Origin of the sequence: Lentzea guizhouensis, assembly GCF_001701025.1 — a bacterium.
Taxonomy (GTDB): domain Bacteria; phylum Actinomycetota; class Actinomycetes; order Mycobacteriales; family Pseudonocardiaceae; genus Lentzea; species Lentzea guizhouensis.
In genome coordinates, this window is sequence record NZ_CP016793.1 from 3024176 (window position 1) to 3043095 (window position 18920).

At 68.6% G+C, this 18920-nt stretch carries 13 protein-coding genes and 1 pseudogene; 1 reads left to right on the forward strand and 13 read right to left on the reverse strand.

Annotated features, from left to right (window positions below; all coding sequences use genetic code 11):
• Positions 1-204: 204 nt before the first annotated feature.
• The 5 genes from BBK82_RS15095 to BBK82_RS15115 form a co-directional block, all read right to left on the reverse strand.
• Entirely contained in the window at positions 205-1047 is an 843-nt protein-coding gene (locus BBK82_RS15095; protein ID WP_065915588.1) for a septum formation family protein, read from the reverse strand.
• Positions 1044-2306 (reverse strand): pyroglutamyl-peptidase I, encoded by a 1263-nt coding sequence (locus BBK82_RS15100; protein WP_237048202.1) that lies wholly within the window; start codon positions 2304-2306, stop codon positions 1044-1046. Before BBK82_RS15100 ends, BBK82_RS15095 begins: the two co-directional genes overlap by 4 nt.
• 80 nt (positions 2307-2386) lie before the next feature.
• A complete protein-coding gene (gene mctP, locus BBK82_RS15105; protein ID WP_065915590.1) occupies positions 2387-4021 on the reverse strand; it encodes a monocarboxylate uptake permease MctP in 1635 nt (544 codons plus the stop codon).
• Positions 4021-4287: a DUF3311 domain-containing protein gene (locus tag BBK82_RS15110; protein WP_065915591.1), complete on the reverse strand. Its 267-nt coding sequence runs from the start codon at positions 4285-4287 to the stop codon at positions 4021-4023. Before BBK82_RS15110 ends, mctP begins: the two co-directional genes overlap by 1 nt.
• A 108-nt stretch (positions 4288-4395) precedes the next feature.
• The gene (locus BBK82_RS15115; protein ID WP_065915592.1) at positions 4396-5088 is read right to left on the reverse strand and encodes a GntR family transcriptional regulator; all 693 of its coding nucleotides are present in this window, start codon (positions 5086-5088) and stop codon (positions 4396-4398) included.
• Between the two features lie 94 nt (positions 5089-5182).
• On the opposite strand from BBK82_RS15115, the gene BBK82_RS15120 reads away from it, so the two are divergent.
• Positions 5183-5962 (forward strand): LamB/YcsF family protein, encoded by a 780-nt coding sequence (locus tag BBK82_RS15120; protein WP_065915593.1) that lies wholly within the window; start codon positions 5183-5185, stop codon positions 5960-5962.
• Positions 5963-6650: 688 nt separating this feature from the next.
• Here the strand turns inward: BBK82_RS15120 and BBK82_RS15125 are convergent.
• The 8 genes and pseudogenes from BBK82_RS15125 to BBK82_RS15160 all read right to left on the reverse strand — a co-directional run bounded on the left by BBK82_RS15125 (position 6651) and on the right by BBK82_RS15160 (position 18920).
• Positions 6651-7579 (reverse strand): annotated as a pseudogene (locus BBK82_RS15125) (ROK family protein).
• A gap of 113 nt (positions 7580-7692) precedes the next feature.
• Entirely contained in the window at positions 7693-9855 is a 2163-nt protein-coding gene (locus BBK82_RS15130) for an NEW3 domain-containing protein (protein ID WP_065915594.1), read from the reverse strand.
• A gap of 52 nt (positions 9856-9907) precedes the next feature.
• Entirely contained in the window at positions 9908-12019 is a 2112-nt protein-coding gene (locus BBK82_RS15135; protein ID WP_237048204.1) for a translocation/assembly module TamB domain-containing protein, read from the reverse strand.
• A gap of 58 nt (positions 12020-12077) precedes the next feature.
• Positions 12078-12839: an amino acid ABC transporter ATP-binding protein gene (locus BBK82_RS15140; RefSeq protein ID WP_065915596.1), complete on the reverse strand. Its 762-nt coding sequence runs from the start codon at positions 12837-12839 to the stop codon at positions 12078-12080.
• Complete coding sequence (locus tag BBK82_RS15145) at positions 12836-13633, reverse strand: amino acid ABC transporter permease (protein ID WP_065915597.1); 798 nt, start codon at positions 13631-13633, stop codon at positions 12836-12838. Before BBK82_RS15145 ends, BBK82_RS15140 begins: the two co-directional genes overlap by 4 nt.
• Before the next feature lie 76 nt (positions 13634-13709).
• Positions 13710-14528, reverse strand: coding sequence for a transporter substrate-binding domain-containing protein (locus tag BBK82_RS15150; RefSeq protein ID WP_065915598.1), 819 nt, complete (start codon positions 14526-14528; stop codon positions 13710-13712).
• 241 nt (positions 14529-14769) lie between these two features.
• Positions 14770-17424 (reverse strand): MGH1-like glycoside hydrolase domain-containing protein, encoded by a 2655-nt coding sequence (locus BBK82_RS15155; protein WP_065915599.1) that lies wholly within the window; start codon positions 17422-17424, stop codon positions 14770-14772.
• 77 nt (positions 17425-17501) lie between these two features.
• Positions 17502-18920, reverse strand: a complete 1419-nt coding sequence (locus BBK82_RS15160; protein WP_065915600.1) for a M20/M25/M40 family metallo-hydrolase — start codon at positions 18918-18920, stop codon at positions 17502-17504.

An 18920-nucleotide genomic window follows, 5' to 3' on the forward strand; every position in this document is an offset into this window, starting at 1 on the left:
GGTACACCGGGGCGCACATCACGATTCGCGAAAACGGTCTTGCTCCAGGAATGAACCCAGGCCCTTCCGGGAACGTCTCAGGTGTGTGAGGGCGATCACAAAGATCGTCACCGGAGACGGAAAGGGAGGTGTGCCGTGGGAATCGCAGGAATCGCGATGCTGGTGCTTTCCCTCGCCGCCGTGCTGATGGTCGTGATCGCGGGATCAGCTCGGGAGCGGGTTGTCGCGGATGCCGAAGAGGGTGCCGGTGAAGGCCTTGGTGGCCTCCGCGTAGCAGATGGCGTTGGTCCAACCCTCTGACCACGCCTGGCTGCCGGGGTTCCGCCACGCCGGGAAGACGTCCGCGCGCTTGGACGAACCCAGGTAGTCGTGCACGGCCTTGGTGCACTTCTCCTTGGCGATGGCGTTCATCTGCTCCTTGGACGGAGCAGGGTCGCTGGACTTGCCGAGCGACACGACACCGCCGGGCACGGCCTCCGCGAGGTGCGCGCCGGTGCAGGCCGACATCTTGATCTCGGCGTCCTTCGACGGCGAGCCGCTGGTGCAGGTCTGGAACGTCGTGAAGCCGTTCTGGCCGAGGGTCCCCTTCACGGAACCCTTGCGCACCAACGGCTTCTCATCCGGGCCGATCTCGACGACGGTGCACAACCGCCAGCGCTGGCCGTCCTTCCAGCCCTGCTCGTTCGGCCAGAAGGCCCACACCCGCAACCGGGTCGAGTCCGCGTCGGCGCTGCCCAGGTACTCGGTCAGCACCGACCGGCACGGCGGCAGGGCGGCCTTGCGCAGCGCCTGCGTGTCCGGGTAGCCCGAACCGAGGCCGGAGAGCTCACCGACGCTCATCACCTCGGCCTCGTGCGAGCCCGCGCAGTCGAGCACCTTGAGGTCGAACGCGTTCATGCACTGGCCCGACTTGGGCAGCGCCGGTGCGGACGCACTGGCGGTGGAGGGCATCGGTCCTGGGACCGCCTGCCCACCCACGTTGATCGTGCAGGCGGAGACCGCCCACGCGCTCAGGAAGACACCCACCGCCAGCCGCACACGAGTCACACCACAGAGACTAGGGCCTTGACCTGATCGGCGATGGCCCGGCGCTGACTTTCGAAGGCGGCATCGGTCAGCGCGGCCGGGTCGGCGGGCTGGCCGAGCACCGGCGTGTGCAGGTGTCCGCCGAGGACATTCGTTGCGCCGTAACCGATTCGCACCCGGTTGGCGCGGTACATGCTCTCGTTGGAGAGGTAGTTCCCGCCGCCACCGACGGCCGCGACCGCACCCGGCGTGGGCTCGTCCGTGCGGCAGTCCTGCTGCGAACCGACCGGCGTGCCGACCTTCCACTCGCAGAAGCTCCGGTTGAGCACCACGGCGTACGGACCGGTGCCCGCGTCGATCATCTTCTGGAACGGCAACGAGGTCTCGATGAACTCGTCGGCCGGCTGCGGCCACCCGGCGGCGTTCGGGACGCTGCCGAACGTGCGCACGTCGTTGTTGTCCGGCGAGCCACCACGCCAGCGCGCCGCCCACCGCTCGACGTCGAACCGCTCCGGCCTGCCCTGGCTGATCGTCACGAACGCGTCCGGCTTGTTCTTCTGCTGCAACGCCGATCCGTAGAACTGCTCGACGATCCCCTCGTCGAACCCGCCCCACAGCACCGGCAGCACACCCGCCTGCAGCACGACCTTGCCGCCCGGCGTGTCGATCTCGCGGCCGTCGAGCTGCAACGCCGCCGCACCGGCCGGGTTGGCGCGCCGGACGTTCGTGCCGGTCAGCTGGAACGGGTCGAAGCCGGTGACCGCGATCCGCCGCACGCCGGGCTTCGCCGGGAACGCCGCGTCGCTCAGCCCGCGCGAGGCCCAGTCGAACTGCTGGATGAGCTTCGCACGGTCGTTGACGGACAACGCGAACCGCGGCTGCCACTGGCGCAACGCGGTGGTGAGCTGCAGACGTGCCCAGTAGAGCGGGCGGTCGTCGTAGGCGTCGTGCGCGACCGGCTTCGTGCTCTGCGCGCGAGCCACGGCGGCCTTCCACAGCGCGTTGCCCTCGTGCGCGACGAACTGCTGCGCCTGCTTCGCCACGATCTGCCGGCACAGCTTGGCGGTGAAGTCCCTGACCCGGCCGTCGAACCCGCCGAGCCGCACCAGCGCGGGTCCGACCGCGGGCCCACCCGGCACGAGCACGTCGTCGAGGCGCTGCTCTTCGACCGTGAGCGGGGCGGTGGTGTCGTAGCAGCTCGCGTTCTGCGCCTGCGCGACACCGGGAGCCACGACCAGGGTCGCCGCGATGAGTCCGGCCAGACCGGCGATGGTTTTCACACGTTGATACTTAGCGCAACGGTCCACCAGGCAAACCCGCCGGGTGGACCGTTGTCGTTAACTCTGCGTCTTGTATGGCGTCAGTGCGCGGCCACCGGCTTGACCCGAGGGCTGTCCTCGTCGACGTGGTAGTCCGACGGGTCCGTCTGGTCGGTGCCGTTGAAGGCCTTGAGCTTCCTGGCGATCAGCGTGGCGATCACCGCGACCAGCAGGTTGACCGTCAGCGCGATGATGCCGACGTAGATCTGCACGGTCGAGCCGCCGAACGGGTGCCAGCCGAAGATCGACAGCTTGCCCAGCGGCAGTGCCGACCCGGCGAAGTGCGCCTTGCCGATGGCCGGGTTGCCGATGTTGTAGAGCAACCACATGCCGTAACCCATGCCGGCGATCCAGCCCGCGATCAGGCCGTAGACGTGGAACCAGCGGGTGTACAGCGCGATCGCGACCGCCGGCAGCGTCTGCAGGATCATCACACCACCGATGAGCTGCAGGTCGATCGAGAACTGCGGGTCGACGAACACGATGAACGCGACCGCGCCGAACTTCACGACGAGGCTCGCCAGCTTGGCCTGCTTCGCCTCCTCCGCCGGGGTGGCGTTCTTCTTCAGGTACTCCTTGTAGACGTTGCGCGTCCACAGGTTCGCCGCCGCGATCGACATGATCGCCGCGGGCACGAGCGCACCGATGCCGATGGCCGCGAACGCGATGCCCGCGAACCACGACGGGAAGTTCTGGCCGAAGAGCTCCGGCACGATCGTGTTGGTGTCGGGACGGCCGGTCGCCTGGTTGACGATCGGCTTGGTGCCCGCGCTGATCGCGACGTAACCGAGCAGCGCCAGCAGACCCAGCACCAGCGAGTACGCCGGCAGCGCCACCATGTTGCGCTTGATGACGTTGCGGCCGCGGCTCGCGAGGATGCCGGTCAGCGAGTGCGGGTAGATGAACAGCGCGAGTGCGCTTCCCAGCGCCAGCGTCGCGTACTGCAGCTGGTTGTTGCTGTTCAGCAGAATGCCGTCGTTCGGCGTCGGCGTCGCGTCGAACTTGGCCTGCGCGTCGTTGAAGATCTCGCCCCAGCCGCCGAACTTCGCCGGCAGGTAGACGATCGCCACGAGGATGACGATGTAGATCAGGATGTCCTTGACGAACGCGATCAGCGCCGGCGCCCGCAGACCCGACTGGTAGGTGTAGAGCGCGAGGATCACGAACGCGATGAACAGCGGCAGGTGGCCGAGGATGCCGGAGCCGTTGAGGCCCATCGACCGCAGCACGGCCTCCAGACCGACGAGCTGCAGCGCGATGTACGGCATGGTCGCGACGATGCCGGTGACCGCGATCAGCAACGCGAGCCAGTGCGAGCCGTAGCGGCCCTTCACGAAGTCAGCGGGCGTGACGTAACCGTGCACGCGGCTCACCGACCACATGCGCACCAGCGGCAGGAACACGATGGGGTACAGGATCACCGTGTACGGCAACGCGAAGAACCCGGTCGCGCCGGCACCGAACATCAGCGCGGGCACCGCAACGAACGTGTACGCGGTGTAGAGGTCGCCACCGACCAGGAACCACGTGATCCAACTGCCGAACTTGCGGCCGCCCAGCCCCCACTCGTCGAGGTGGTCGAGGGTCTCGCCCTTCTGCCACCGCGCGGCGACGAAGCCCATGACCGTGACGAGCAGGAAGAGGGCGCTGAAGACGATCAGCTCGGTCCACTGCATCAGTTCGCTCCCTCATCCAGGTCGTCCACACCGAGCTTGTCCGGCTTGCCGGTGACGACCGGCTCGTCCTTGGTCTTGATGTAGACCAGGCCGACGGCCAGAACGCCGAGCGGCACGAACACGAACTGGTACCAGTAGAAGAACGGGAGCCCGAAGACGCGGGGCTCGTCCATGTTGAACCACGGCGTGATGAGCATCAGCAGCGGGACTATCAGCAACAGGTTCCAGTTGCTCCAGCGCAAGCCGGTCTTGGATTCCGACGGCATGGTGGCCCTCCGTGTACGCGGTGTTGCGCGGATGTTAGGCCTGATGACACGGTCCGTCAGCCCGCTGATCGGAATCGTTGCACTCCGCTTAACAGTTTCTTTGGGCTGTCAGCGCTGCGCTTCCTCGAGCTGCACGACCAGGTCCGCCTCGGCGAGGTCGAAGTACTCCCGCAGCTTGCCCGTGGCCCGGTCCACGTCCCCGGCGTTGAGCAGCTCGACGATCTCCCGGTTGAGCGGCAGGTACGCCATGTGCAACCGTTTGGGGTCGCTGACCACCCGGAACGCCAGCATGAGCTCGGCGAACAACCGGTCCGACTCCTCACTCAACCGGCTGCTGCCCGCCAGCCCCACGATCCCCCGGTGGAACCGCACGTTCGCAGTCCCCACCCGCGCCCAGTCCTTCTTCGCCCCGTGCGCGAGCGCCTCCTCGACCGGCCCCCGCACCGCATCCCGCCGCACCTCGTCGACGTCGCCCCACCTCTGCAACGCCCCGCACTCGATCACCCGCCGCGCCGCGTACAGGTCACGCACGTCCTCACCGGTCGGCGTCCGCACAAAAACACCGCGACTGTGCTCATGCACCAAGATCCGATCCCGCGTGAGCAGCCGAAAAGCCTCCCGCAACGTGTTCCGACTGACCCCCAGCGCCCCACCGATCGCCTCTTCGCTGAGCCGCAACCCCGGTGCCAGCTCCCCGTCGAGCACCCGCTCCCGCAGCATGTCCGCAACCTTCTGCGCGGTACTCGCCCGCTCCAGGTCACCCTTGCCCTGCGCCAGCGTCGACACCCACGTCTCGGTCACGCCGTTCAGTCTATTTGCAGGATCGTTCTATTGCCGTATCGTAGAATCGTTCAACAATCCCACAATCCTAGCTCGTTCCCGAAGGGGTTGACCCGTGGACCTGAACGCAGACCTCGGCGAGGGCTTCGGCCACTGGACCCTCGGCGACGACGCCACCCTCCTCTCCATCGTGACCAGCGCGAACATCGCCTGCGGCCACCACGCCGGCGACCCCGACACGATGCGCACCACCTGCACCCTCGCCGCAGAAGCAGGCGTCACGATCGGCGCCCACATCGGCTACCGCGACCTCCCAGGCTTCGGCCGCCGCTTCATCGACGTCGCCCCCGACACCCTCACCAACGAGGTCCTGGCCCAGCTCGGCGCCCTCTCCACCTTCGCCCGCACCGTCGGCACCCGCATCTCCTACGTAAAACCACACGGAGCCCTCTACAACACCCTCGTCCGCCACGAGCCCCAGGCCGACGCAGTAGTAGACGCCGTCCGCCTCTTCGACCCCTCACTCGCAGTCCTCGGCCCACCCGGCGCCGTCTGGCTGAAACGAGCCGCAGTAGCCGGCCTCCGCACCTGGCACGAAGCCTTCGCCGACCGCGCCTACACCTCCGCCGGCACCCTCGTCCCCCGCACAGAACCAGGCGCAGTCCTCACCAACCCAACAGAAATCGCCGCCCGCTGCGTCCAACTGGCCACCGAAGGCTGGGTCCGCAGCATCACCGGCCGCCCAGTCCGCCTCCAAGCAGACTCGATCTGCCTCCACGGCGACACCCCGAACGCCACCACCACCGCCCGCACAGTCCGCACGGCCCTGGAAGCAGCGGGCGTGGTGGTCTCCCGAGTCGAATCCCCTCTCCACCACGCCCGCCACGCGGTCTAACCGCACCTCTTCCGCTGCGCCCCACTCGATCGGGTGAACGTCGTCCTGATCCACGCAGGGCCTCGTCTGTATGGCGTCACGACCTCACGGTCACCAGCGCCCGCAGATAGGGAAACGCGCGGAAAGGAGGCGACGATGCTCACCCCGAGCTCGACCCGACCCCCAGGCCAGGCAGACGTTCCCACCTTCACCCGGCCAGGACCTGTTCGCCGCCTGCCCAGTCGAGCTCCTGTTTGTGGCCTGCCGGGTCGAGCTCCTGTTTGTCGCTGGCCGGGTCGGGCTCCTGTTTTGCCCGGCGGGTCGGGCTCGTGTTTGCCCGGCTGCCGGTTGGGCTCCTGTCTCTCCCCACCGGTCAAGCTCCTGTTTTCTCGCTGGCCTGGGGTGGTGCGACTCGGGACGAAACCACACCACCAACGCACACCCCTACACAGCCGCAAGCCGCCGTACGCAACCGGCGTGCCATCAACCCGCTCCCGGCGCCGGCCCGGTTTTTGATCAGATTGTCAGGGGGTCGAGGGGGACGGAGTCCCCCGCCGCCGGAGGCCCCACGCACCCGCCACACCCGCACCCACCCCAACCACCCACGAACTCCCAACAGGAACCGCCGACGCAACCGGGGGACGACCCACGAAACCCACGCGCCCGCCGGAACGGCGGGCCCCAAAGAAAGCCCGGAACGGCCCGCCGATCACCGAGCCTGAACCAACGCCGCCGCCCCCACCAACCCAGCCTGCCCACCCAACTCCGCCGCCCGCACCTCAAGCCCACCCAAGTACGACAACCCGGCATGCACCTTCAACGCCCGCCGCACCGGCTCGAACAACAACTCCCCAGCCTGAGCCACCCCACCCCCAACCACCGCAACCTCCAGGTCACACACCGCCGCAGCCCCGCGATCGCCACCCCGACCGCCTGCCCGGCCCGCTCGAACGCCGCCAGCGGAATCTCCTCCCCCGCCAGCGCCGCGGCAGCCAGCAACGCGGCATCCGCGTCATCCGGCGCCGGCCACCCCGCGTGCCGTGCCCAGGCCACCATCCGCGGCCCGCCCGCGACCGTCTCCACGCACCCGCGCCCACCGCACGAGCACGGTTGCCCGTCCGGTTCCACCACGATGTGGCCGATGTGGCCGGCGTTCCCGGTCCGCCCGCCGAACGGTTGCCCGTCGAGCACCAGCCCGCCGCCGACGCCGGTCGACACCACCAGGCCGACCATGAACCGGCTGCCCCGCCCGGCGCCGCGCCAGTGTTCGCCGAGCGCCATGCACACGCCGTCGCCCGCGAGCTCCACCGGCACCCCCGGGAACAGCGACGCCACCGAGTCGCGCAGCGGGAAGTCCTGCCACGACGGGACGTTGATCGGCGACACCGTCCCGCGCGTCGTGTCGACCGGGCCCGCGGAGGCGATTCCGACCCCGGCCACCGCGACGTCGGCCACCACCGAGGAGAGCAGCGACGACACCGCGGGCCACGGGTCCGCGGCCGGCGTGGGCACGCGGGCGGTTCGCACCACGGAACCGGAAGGGTCGACCAAGGCCGCGGCGATCTTGGTGCCGCCGAAGTCCAGTGCCAGCACCAGATCAGTCACGGTCACCGATCCTAACCAGCGATTTCGCCCCACCGAACCCCAGCAGGCACAACCGGCGACTCACCCAGCCGCAGCACACCCCACCCACCACCGCAGCACGCCGGCCACCACCGCAGCACGCCCGCCCACCACCGCGGAACCCCGCCTCACCCCACCACTTCCAGCCGGATCACCGGCGTCACCGCAACCAACTCCCCAGCGGCAACCTTTACCACCGCCGACCACGCCCCAGCCGAAGCCCACTCCGGCGCCTCCACCGTGAACTCCACCCCGACACGCCCCTGCACCGGCACCTCCCCAGCCACGCAGAACGGCCCCACCAACTCCCACGACGCCCGCGGCGACAACACCCAAGCCCGCACCGGCAGCACCCCCAGAGCCCCCGAAGCCACCTCCACCCGCAACAAAGCCGACGTACCAGGCGAAACCGACACCACCGAAGGTGACGACGCGATCCACAACACCGCAACCGGATCCTCGAAGTCCCACTCCGGCACCGTCAGCAACACCACGTCCTCAACCAGAAACCTCAACCCGTGCAACACCGCCCGCACCGGATAACACCCAGGCGTGACAGACGGCCGCAACCGCACCTCCAAAGTCACATACGCCCCGGCCTCCACCGAAACCGGCAGCGAGGTCCACGACGCCGACCACCCAGGAGGCAGCACCAACTCCACCGACCCGGCGAACGCCGGGCCGTCCGACATCACCACGACCCGCAGCAGCGTCGGCGACACCACCTCCAGCCGCACGTTCGCCGCCAAGCCGCCCAACGGCGCCGGCTCGTGCAACCAGTACCGCGCGAACACCGGCGTCACCGAAGGACCGGAAGGCCCCAACGGCGGCCCGGCCAACGCCAACCGCGTCGGCACCGCGGGCAGCGACCCGGCAGAAGGCGACCGCGAACCCAGAACGCCGAACAACAACGACGGCCCGAGGTGCGGAACCTCGTTCCACAGAACGAAAGTCGACGACCCGACCATCTTCTCGCCGACCTCACAAACCCACACCGACACCGGCCCGGCCAACTCGGGCGGCTCCAGCGCCGGACCATCCACCGCCACCAACGAAGCAACCGGATCACACGACAACACGAAGTGCGTGGAAGCGATCTCCACGCCATGCGCAGGCTTCCAGCCATGATCAACGGAATCCTCGACGAGCGAGTACGTCCGCCACCCGAAAGCCGGCACGTCCCGCGCCAGGAACGTCACCGACATCCCGTCCACCAACGTCGGCAGCGCCGAACCGTCGGACACGTGCACGTTCCGGAACGAGTCCAACCGCACCGTCACGACATCGGTGACCGCCATCGCCGACGGGTTCCACACCGTCACAGCAGAGTCCACAGTGGACGTCAGCGCCGCCAGCGACCGCGAAACCACCTCGGCACGCAGCTCGAATGCCTCCCGCGGATGCGCCGCAGACGCACGGTCCAACGCGGCAGCCGGATAAGCGGCCCCGGTCAACCGAGCCGCATGAGAAGCGAACACCGCCGCCGCACACGAGTCCACCGGTGCAGCAGGCAACGGAACAGACCCGCGCACGTAGTAATCACGCGGCAACGAGCACACGACCCGCGGCCAGGTGTACCGCGCGTTCCAGTCGTGGTGCACAGCGGTCACCCACGGGTTCGGAGCCGACCGCGCCGACCCGACGGGCATCATCACGTGCGGCGCCCCGCCCGTTCGCAGCGCCAGGAACGACGAGTAGACCGACCGCGAAGCCTCCGCCAGCGACGTCGCCTCCAGCTCCACCCCGGCCGGCAACGACGGCAGCAGCGGCGCCACACCGACCACATTGGACGCCGACCCGACCACCTCGACGCGGCCCTCGTCGATCAGCCGCAGCAGCAACGACCGGTGCGAGGGGAACGTGTCCCAGTACGGCTGCAGCAGTTCCACCGACGTCACCGCGAACCGGTACACGGGATCGGTCAGCGCCAGGTCCAGGTGCGCGCGCACCACCTCGAACGGCGCGTCGCCCGCCACCTGCCCCACGAGGTGCACCGTCCACCCCGGCGAGCCCACCACCAGCGAAAACGCGCACGAGAACTCGGCGGGGCCCGACCGCACGACAGCCACCGCCGGCACCACCGAGCCGCGGTCGTGTTCCGAGACGTCGACGCCCACCTCGTAGCCGAACGGGCCCGAGCGCAGCGAGCCGCCGTGGCGTGCCGAGTGCAGGCCCGGACCGGTCACGTGGGCGTGCACCGGGCCGCGAAGTTCCGGCGCGATCACCCGCACGACCTGGAGCAGCGCGGTCCGAGGTCCGGCGAAGAGCTCGGTCGACTCGGCGGCGATCACGCAGACGATCGCACCACCGTTGGGGCCCAGACGAAATACCCCGATGGTGGAGTCATCGCTTCAACATGCGGGTGAGGCCGGCGGCGACGGTGGTGGCCAGCACCCAGCCGGACACGATCAGGCCGGACGCGATCCACATCGACGTGCCCGGCGTCTGCCAGCGGTTCTTGTTGCCGAAGTCGACGATGGGCACGACCAGGTCGATCGTGTAGAGCCACGCGTTCCACGGCAGGTGGTCGTCCTCGTTGATCGGCACCAGCGGGCCCTTGTACTGGAACCAGACGCTGCCGATCAGCCACGCCGTGATCAGCCACCCCAACGCGCGCGCCGGACGGTAGCCGTAGCCGACCATCGAACGCTGCAGGAAGCTCCACAGCAGCACCAGCGGTCCGAGGAACCGCATGCCCTCGGCGACCGCGCGGTACCGCAGGCGTTGCTTCTCGATCAGCACGGTCGAGGCGTGCTCCTCGTTGCCGGCCGCGGTCAGCATCTCGGCGAACTGGTCGTAGGGGCGCGGGTGGTAGCTGCGCCGCATCGCGTGCCGCAACCAGCGCAGGCGTTGCTCGACCTGGGCGTCGTCGCGCAGGTCGATCGGGCGGGCCAGCGAGTCGTAGCGGAAGTCGTCGAGGTCGATGAAACCGGTGGCGTTCCAGAAGTTCTCGTTGTCGTCCAACGACGTGCAGCGCGCCTGCCGCAACGTCACCAGGCCCTTCGGCGGCGACACCACGTTGAGCATCAGCTCCTGGACCTGCATGCCCATCGCGTTCAACGCGTGGCTGTCGAGCTTGTAGCCGAGCACGCCGCCGTTGAAGTTCGCCATGCGGCCGATCACCGCGCGCCGGCACCGCACACCGCCGTGCGCCACGAACTCCTTCTCGCCGCGCGCGCAGATGAGGTCGCGGCCGATCGTGGCGCCGCCGATGTCCAGCGACGGCTTCTCGCGCGGCTGGTGGCGGTACTTGCCCGGCTTGGTCAGGCGGCTGCCGCGCAGGTCGAGGTTCGCGCCGACGGTGATCCCGCGCAGCTCCAGCCCGCCGGAGACGTTCGACTCGCGCACCACGAAGTTGCTGCCCACGCGGGTGCGGTTGGCCAGCACGGCGTCGGCGAACGGGTTGTCCACAGTGGCGCGCTCGACGGTGATGCTGCCGCGCACGTGCGTGTCGACCATCCGCAGCTGGCCCGAGATCCGCACACCGCGGCCCACGACGTCACCGCCGATCTCCGCGCCGTCGACGTGCAACGCGCGCCCGGAGCCGGTCGGCTCGGTGCCGACGGCGGGCGGTGACACGGCGTCCAGGACGGCATCGGCCAGCGACAACGTGCCGCCGATCTTCGCGTTCACCAGGCGCACGGTGCCCGCGCTGGTGAAGTCGCGGTCCAGCTCCACGTCGCCGGACACGTCGACCCGGTCCAGCACCAGCGTGGCCGACGGGTCCGCGTGCGGGTCGGTCGTCTCCTCGAAGTCCGAACCGCGCGAGAGCACCGCGCCGCGCATCGACAGCGCCGAGCTGATCCTGGCGTTCGCGAGGAACACCACGCCGTGCGAGGTGAGCGTGCCCAGGAAGTTGCCGCCGACCTGCATGCCGTTGCCGTTCAACGTGAAACCGTCGGCGTGGCGCAGCTGGGCCGTGACGAGGTTGATGTTGCCGCCGATCCGCGCGCCCGCGAGCCGGATCTCGCCCTCGGTGTGGATGCCGAACCCGAGCAGCGCGCCGGCGAGCGTCAGCCGGTCCGCGTGCACGCACAACCCGCCGGGAACGCTGAACCTGCTGTCGCGCAACAGGACCGAGCCCGCGATCTCGGCGTCGGTCAGGTCGACCAGCCCGGTGACCCGGCAGCCGAGCAGGGACACGTCGTTGCTGCTACTGAGGTTGCGCGCCTCCAGACCCGGCAGGTCGCAGTCGCTGAACGAGATCCCGGCGAGGTTCGCCTGACGCAGGTCGGGCGGTGCCTCGAACCGGCAGCGCTCGAACTCCAGCACGTACGGCACCTCGACCGCGCGCAGGTCGAGCACGTCGGTGACGACCCTGTCCACGACGCGGATGACGGGTGGGGTGCTCGGCCTGCGCCGCGGCAACCGCCACCCGCCACCACCTGAGCCGTTCTCGTTCTCCCCCAGGCCGCGCAGTACGTCAGCCGCAGGGAGCCTCTTCTGCGTGGCCACCACACCAGTGTGCCGGGCGGGCCCGCGTCGCGAGGTCGATCAGGAGGAACCGGTCGTACTACGCGGCAGGCCCCTGGTGCGTCGGGTCGAGCACACGCGACAGGAACGACTTGGTGCGCTCCTCCTGCGGGTTGCCGATCACCTCGTCGGCCGGACCGGCCTCGACGATGTAGCCGCCGTCCATGAAGATCACCTTGTCGGCGACCTCGCGGGCGAACTGCATCTCGTGCGTGACCACCAGCATCGTCATGCCCTCGTCGGCGAGCTGGCGCATGACGCCGAGCACGTCGCCGACGAGCTCCGGGTCGAGCGCCGAGGTGGGCTCGTCGAACAGCATCACCTCGGGGTCCATCGACAGCGCGCGGGCGATCGCCACGCGCTGCTGCTGGCCACCGGAGAGCTGCGCGGGCATGGAGTTCGCCTTCTCCGACAACCCCACGCGCTCCAGGTTGCGCAGGCCGATCTCCTGCGCTTCCCTCTCATCGCGCTTGAGCACCTTGCGCTGCGCCACGGTGAGGTTGTTCAGCACGTTGAGGTGGGAGAACAGGTTGAACGACTGGAAGACCATGCCGATCTTCGTGCGCGCGAGGTCGATGTCGACGTCCGGGTCGGTGAGCTCGACACCGTTGACGACGACCTTGCCGCCGTTCGGCTCCTCGAGCAGGTTCACACAGCGCAGCAACGTCGACTTGCCGGAGCCGGACGGGCCGATGATGCAGACCACGTCGCCCCGGTTGACCTGCAGGTCGATGTTCTTGAGGACCTCGAGCGGGCCGAACGACTTCTTCAGACCGGTGATCTCGACACAGATGTCGCTCATACGACGGCCACCTTCTTCCCGCCGGAGCGGCGCTCCAGGTACCGCGACAGATATCCGAGCGGCAGCGTGATGATCAGGTACGTCACACCGACGACCAGGATCGGCGTCAGCGTCGGGCTGCGGCTGAGGAACTCGCGGCCGAACTTCAGCAGCTCGTACTGGTCGCGCGACAGGCCGATGATGTAGACCAGCGACGAGTCCTTGACGAGCAGGATCATCTCGTTGGTCAGCGGCGGCAGGATGATCCGGAACGCCTGCGGGATCACGACCGTGACCATCGCGCGGCCACGTGACATGCCGAGCGAACGCGCCGCCTCGATCTGGCCCTTCGGCACCGCCTGGATGCCCGCGCGGATCGTCTCCGCGATGTAGGCCGCACCGACGAGACCGAGCGCCAGGCTCACGACGGAGAGGTCGGTGAACTTCAGCTGGAACGCCAGCGGCACCGCCACGGTGAACGCGAGGAACACGAGCAGCGCGGGGACGCCGCGGAAGAACTCGATGTAGCCGGTGGCGATCCACCGGTACGGCGCCACCGAGGACATCTTCATCAGCGCCAGCACGAGACCGAGCGCCAGTGCGAGCGCGAACCCGAAGACGGAGTAGAGAATGGTGTTCTTCAGCGCGACCGTGACCAGATCGGGGAACATGTCGCCCGCGGTCTTCACGTTGAAGAACGTGCGACCGATCTCCGACCAGTTCGCGGTGAACGCCACGACCAGCGCGATGACGATCAGCAGGCCGTACTGGGCCTGTCGGAAGTATGTGGCGCGCTTTCGCTTGGACAGCGCCATTTGTGGCTCCTAGCGGGGTTGGGTCCGAACGTAAGACGGGGTCGGCAGGGAACCTGCCGACCCCGCTGAAAGCCGCTTACTTCGCTGCCGGCTTCTTGCCGAACCACTTCTCGTAGATCTTGTCGTACTCGCCGCTGGCCTTCGCGTCCTTCAACACCTGGTTGATGGTGTCGAGCAGGGCCTTGTTGCCCTTCTTGACGCCGATGCCGTACTTGTCCCCGGTCGAGAACTCCGTCGTCACCTCGGTCTCGGGGAACTCCTTGGCGTAGTCGTACAGCGGGCCGTTGTCGTTGATCGCGGCGTCGATCGAGCCCGTGCGGACCGCGGTCTCCTGCAGCGTCAGGTCCTCGAACTGGACGACCTCGTACCCGAACTGGTCCTTGTTCTTGTTCGCGTACTCCTCACCGGTGGTGGACTGCTGCACGCCGAGCCTCTTGCCCTTCAGCGCGGCCAGGTCCTTGTACCCGGTGCCCTTCTTCACGAGCAGCGCCTGCTCGGCGTCGAAGTACGGGTCGGAGAAGTCGATCGCCTGCTTGCGGACGTCGGTGATCGTCATGGCCGCGGCAGCCACGTCGCAGTCACCCACGTTGAGGCTCTGACCGTTCTGGATGCCCTCGAACGCGGTGTCCAGGATCTCCTGCTGCACGTTCAGCTTCTTCGCGACCAGGTCCACCAGGTCGACGTCGAAGCCGACCGTCTTGTCGCCCTCGCTGTACTGGAAGGGCTTGTAGGACAGGTGCGTGCAGGTGACGAGCTTGCCGGCCTTGACGAGCGTCACCCCGCTGTCGCTGGTGCCACTGCCGCTGTTGGTGCTCGTCGCGCAACCGGCCAGCGCGGTCAGCGCTAGGGCCGCTGCGGGCAGTAGGGCGAGCACGTGCCTGGTTGGACGAGCCACTGCGTCACTCCTCGTAACTGTTGCGGACGAGTGAACGGGATACTGCCACCCGGGTGACGTGGTGGACAGCACGTGCGTGTTACAGGACACGCCGCTGCAACAATTTTGCGTTTCATCGACGGTTTGGCCGCAGGATGTTGCGCGGATTGGCTCAGATCACACAACCTCTGCACGTATTGCACACGAATGGTGACCATGTGCAAGCGCTTTCTTGATCAGGATTTGATCACGGGACACACACTCAGTGCGAGCGTTCGGTCAGCAACCCGGCCACCAATGCAGTCCACCCCGTTTGGTGCGTCGCGCCGAGCCCCTCGCCGGTGTCGCCGTCGAAGTACTCGCTGAACGTCACGTGCCGCCGCCACAACGGTGACTCCGAGGCCTCGATCCGCTTGCCGTCCGAGGGCCGCCTGCCGTCGTGGTCGGGCAGGAACAGCCCGATCAGCCGGTCCGACAGCTCGTCGGCCACCTGGCCCGCCGTCAGCGCCCGCCCGGAGTTCGTCGGCATCTCCACCTGGAACTCGCCGCGGTGGAACGCCTCGACCGTGCGCAGCGCCTCGACGAGCAGGGCGTTCGTGGGCAGCCAGATCGGCCCGCGCCAGTTGGAGTTGCCGCCGAACATCGGCGTGTGCGACTCACCGGGTTCGTAGCCCATCCGGTGGTCCTGCCCGGCGACCTTGACCTCCAGGCCCTCGCGGTGGGCCGCGGACAACGAGCGGATCCCGTGCGGCGACAGGAACTCCTGCTCGTCGAGCATCCGGTGCAGCACCCGCCGCAGCTTGTGCTCGTCCAGCAACGACACGAACGCGCCGCGCTCGTAGTGGAAGGTGATGAACTGCCGCAGCTCCGGCCGCCGCTTGAGCAGGTGCTCCAGCCGGGACGTGAACCCGTGCAGCTCGCTGAGCACCCACGGCTCCAGCACCGCGGACGCCAGCAGCGGGATCAGCCCGACCATCGACCGCACCCGCACCGGTTCCGACTCGACCGAACCGTCGTGGTGCCGGCGGGAGACCCGGTCGTAGCAGAAGCCGTCCTCGTTGTGCCAGATCCCGCTGCCCGACGAGCCGAAGTGCGTGAACGCCTCCGCGATCGACAGGAAGTGCTCGACGAACTTGGTCGCCACGTCCTCGTACGACTCGTCGTCGCGCGCCAGCTCCAGCGCGATCTGCATGAGGTGCAGGCTGTAGGCGGCCATCCACGACGTGGCGTCGGACTGCTCCAGCCGCCACTCGCCGAGCATCGGCTCCGACCGGTTGACCGGCCCGATGTTGTCCATGCCGAGGAAGCCGCCCTCGAACAGGTAGCTGCCGTCGGCGTCCTTGCGGTTGACCCACCAGGAGAAGTTCAGCAGCAGCTTGTGGAAGATCTTGGCCAGGAACTGCCGGTCCTGGCCGCCGTCCGCGCGGTAGACCTGCAGCGCCGCCCACGCGTGCACGGGCGGGTTGACGTCGCCGAACTCCCACTCGTAGGCGGGGATCTGGCCGTTGGGGTGCATCATCCACTCACGGCAGAACAGCAGCAGCTGCTCCTTCGCGAACGCCGGGTCGACCAGCGTGAACGGGATGGTGTGGAACGCGAGGTCCCACGCCGCGAACCAGGGGTACTCCCACTCGTCCGGCATCGAGATGACGTCGGCCACGTCGAGGTGGCGCCAGTGCACGTTGCGCGCCTCGGGGGTCCTGCGGCTGGAGGGCGCTTCCGGCTTCGTCGGGTCGCCGTCGAGCCAGTCGCGCGTCCGGAACCGGTAGTGCTGCTTCGTCCACATCAACCCGGCGAGCGCGCGCCTCAGCACGTGCTTCTGCTCGGGTGCCGCCTCGGGCGCGATCGAGGCGTGGAACTCGTCGGCTTCGAGTTTTCGCTGTTGCATGGTCTCGTCGAAGCTCTGCCCGAACGGGTCCATGTGCCCGTCACCGCCGACCAGCCGCAGCCGGATCGTCACGGTCTCACCGGGCTCAACTGGGTCGAACGAGTACCAGGCGGCGAACTTCGTGCCGGCCGCACCGGGGTCATCGGGCCCCACGACCTGACAGGTGCTCGTCGACCCGTGCACCACGTAGTTGCAGATGCCGTCCTTGGCCCACGGCGACGGGTTGCGCTCGGCCCCGAAGAGCGACATCTCGTTGCTCTCGTTGTCCGTCATCAGCAACGACGGCGAGTCGTCCAGGTGCAGCGTGTAGCGGCCGAGGTTGCCGTGGTCAGCCGTGACCTTGCGCCCGGTGGTCGTGCTCGCGACCAGCTGACACGGCCGCCCGTCCCGCCCCCACGCCCACGTGTTGCGGAACCACAGCTGCGGCAGCAGGTGCAACGGCGCGTCCTCAGGCCCCTGGTTCGTCGCGCTGATCTCGACGCAGATGTCGTCGGTCTCGGCCTTGGCATAGGTGACCTGCACGTCGAAGAACCGGTTCTCGTCGAGCACCCCGGTGTCGGCGAGCTCGGGCTCCCGGTTCTCCCGGCCCGCGTTGCGCGCCATCTCCCTGAGCAGCCCGTACGGGTACTCGGCCTGCGGGTACCGGTAGAGCACCTGCATCCAGGAGTGGGTGGGCGTCCCGTCGGTCACCCACCAGTGCTCCTTGACGTCCTCGCCGTGGTTGCCCTCCTCGTTGGCGAGCCCGAAGTACCGCTCCTTGAGGATCGGGTCCCTGCCGTTCCACAGCGCAAGGGCGAAGTTGAGGAACCCGTGCACGTCGCAGATGCCCGCGATGCCGTCCTCACCCCACCGGTAGGCACGGGCACGGGCGTGGTCGAACGGGAACGACGCCCAGGCGTCACCACCCGGCGAGTAGTCCTCCCGGACCGTGCCCCACTGGCGACCGGAGAGGTACGGCCCCCATAGCCGCCACGGCGAGGTCGGCGTACCCGACTCCGCGAGACGCGCCCGTTCCGCTTGTTCGCCCATCGCCCCAGTGTGCGACACGGAATCGCATGCTCAGTGGGGCCCACGTGTTGTCTGAGTCAATCCTCACTAAAGAAGGGTCAGCCCTGCTTCGCGTGCGAGTCGAGCACCAGCGCCACCGCCTCGGTCACCCGAGCCGCGTGCGCCAGGTGCAGCCACTCGTCCGGGACGTGGCAGTTCGAGTCCGGCCCGATCACGCCCGTGACCACGAACTGCGCCTCCGGGTACGCCTCGTGCAGCAGCCCCATGAACGGGATCGAGCCACCCAGCGACACCGTCCGCCAAGGCGCCCCGAACACCTCCTTGCCCGCCTCGTCCAACGTGGCCGACAACCAAGGGGCCAGCTCAGGCGCGTTCCACCCGTCAGCGGCCTCGACGCGCGACAGCTCCACGGTCGCGTTGTACGGCACGTCGGTCGTGAGCAGCGTGCGCACCGCCTCCAGAGCAGCGGAAGACGACGCCGTCGGCGGCAGGCGGAACGAAAGCACGAGCGAGGTGTACGGACGCAGCACGTTGCCGGCGTCATCGGGCAATGGCAGCCCCTCGGCGCCGGTGACCGAGAGGGTCGGCCGCCAGCCGGAGTTCAGCGCCATCTCCACCTCGTCCGCCGAGACGGGCTGGAGCGAGCCGACCCGCGGGACCGGGTCCCACAGCGCACCGGGAGCGGCCTCGACGGCCTGCCGGACCTCGGCGAGCCGGTGAGCCGGGATCTCGACGTTCATCTCCGGCACCAGGATCTCGCCCGTCGACGAGTCCTCCAGCCGGTCGAGCAGCTGGCGCGCGATGCGGAACGACGACGGCACGATGCCCGACGCCATGCCCGAGTGAAGGCCGCCCTCCAGCACGCGCACGGTCATCGTGACCTGCACCAACCCGCGCAGCGACGTGGTCAGCCACATGCGGTCGTAGTCCGAGCCGCCGGAGTCCAGGCAGACCACCAGCGACACGCGGCCCAAACGGTCCGACAAGTGCTCCAAGTACGCCGGCAGATCCGGCGAACCCGACTCCTCGCCGGTTTCCAGCAGGACGACGCACCGCGCGTGTGAGCCGCCCGCCGCGCGCACGGCCTCGATCGCGGCGATTGCGGCATATCCGGAGTAACCGTCATCCGCCGCGCCACGGCCGTAGAGACGTCCGTCACGCAGCACGGGGGTCCACGGGCCCAGTCCCTCGCCCCAACCGCCCACCGGCGGCTGCTTGTCGAGGTGTCCGTAGAGCAACACCGTGTCGTCGCCCGAGTTACCGGACGCCGGCACGTCGACCACCAGAAGTGGCGTGCGTCCCGCCAGTTGGACGACTTCCAGCGTCACCCCCGGCAGGTCGCGCGAGGCGATCCAGGCGCGGACGTGGTCGATGGCGGCGGCCAGTTCGCCGTGTTCTTCCCACGCGGGGTCGAAGGCGGGCGACACGGCGGGCACGGCCACGAGCTGAGACAGGCTCGGGACGATGTCGGAGTCCCAGAGCGTCCGGACGGTGCTGGTCACAACGGAGCGGTCCAC

Bases quoted from the DNA above. Each gene is read 5' to 3' on its own strand.
- mctP (WP_065915590.1), bottom strand. From the start codon at position 4,021: ATGCAGTGGACCGAGCTGATCGTCTTCAGCGCCCTCTTCCTGCTCGTC.
- BBK82_RS15110 (WP_065915591.1), bottom strand. From the start codon at position 4,287: ATGCCGTCGGAATCCAAGACCGGCTTGCGCTGGAGCAACTGGAACCTG.
- BBK82_RS15140 (WP_065915596.1), bottom strand. From the start codon at position 12,839: ATGAGCGACATCTGTGTCGAGATCACCGGTCTGAAGAAGTCGTTCGGC.
- BBK82_RS15145 (WP_065915597.1), bottom strand. From the start codon at position 13,633: ATGGCGCTGTCCAAGCGAAAGCGCGCCACATACTTCCGACAGGCCCAG.
- BBK82_RS15155 (WP_065915599.1), bottom strand. From the start codon at position 17,424: ATGGGCGAACAAGCGGAACGGGCGCGTCTCGCGGAGTCGGGTACGCCG.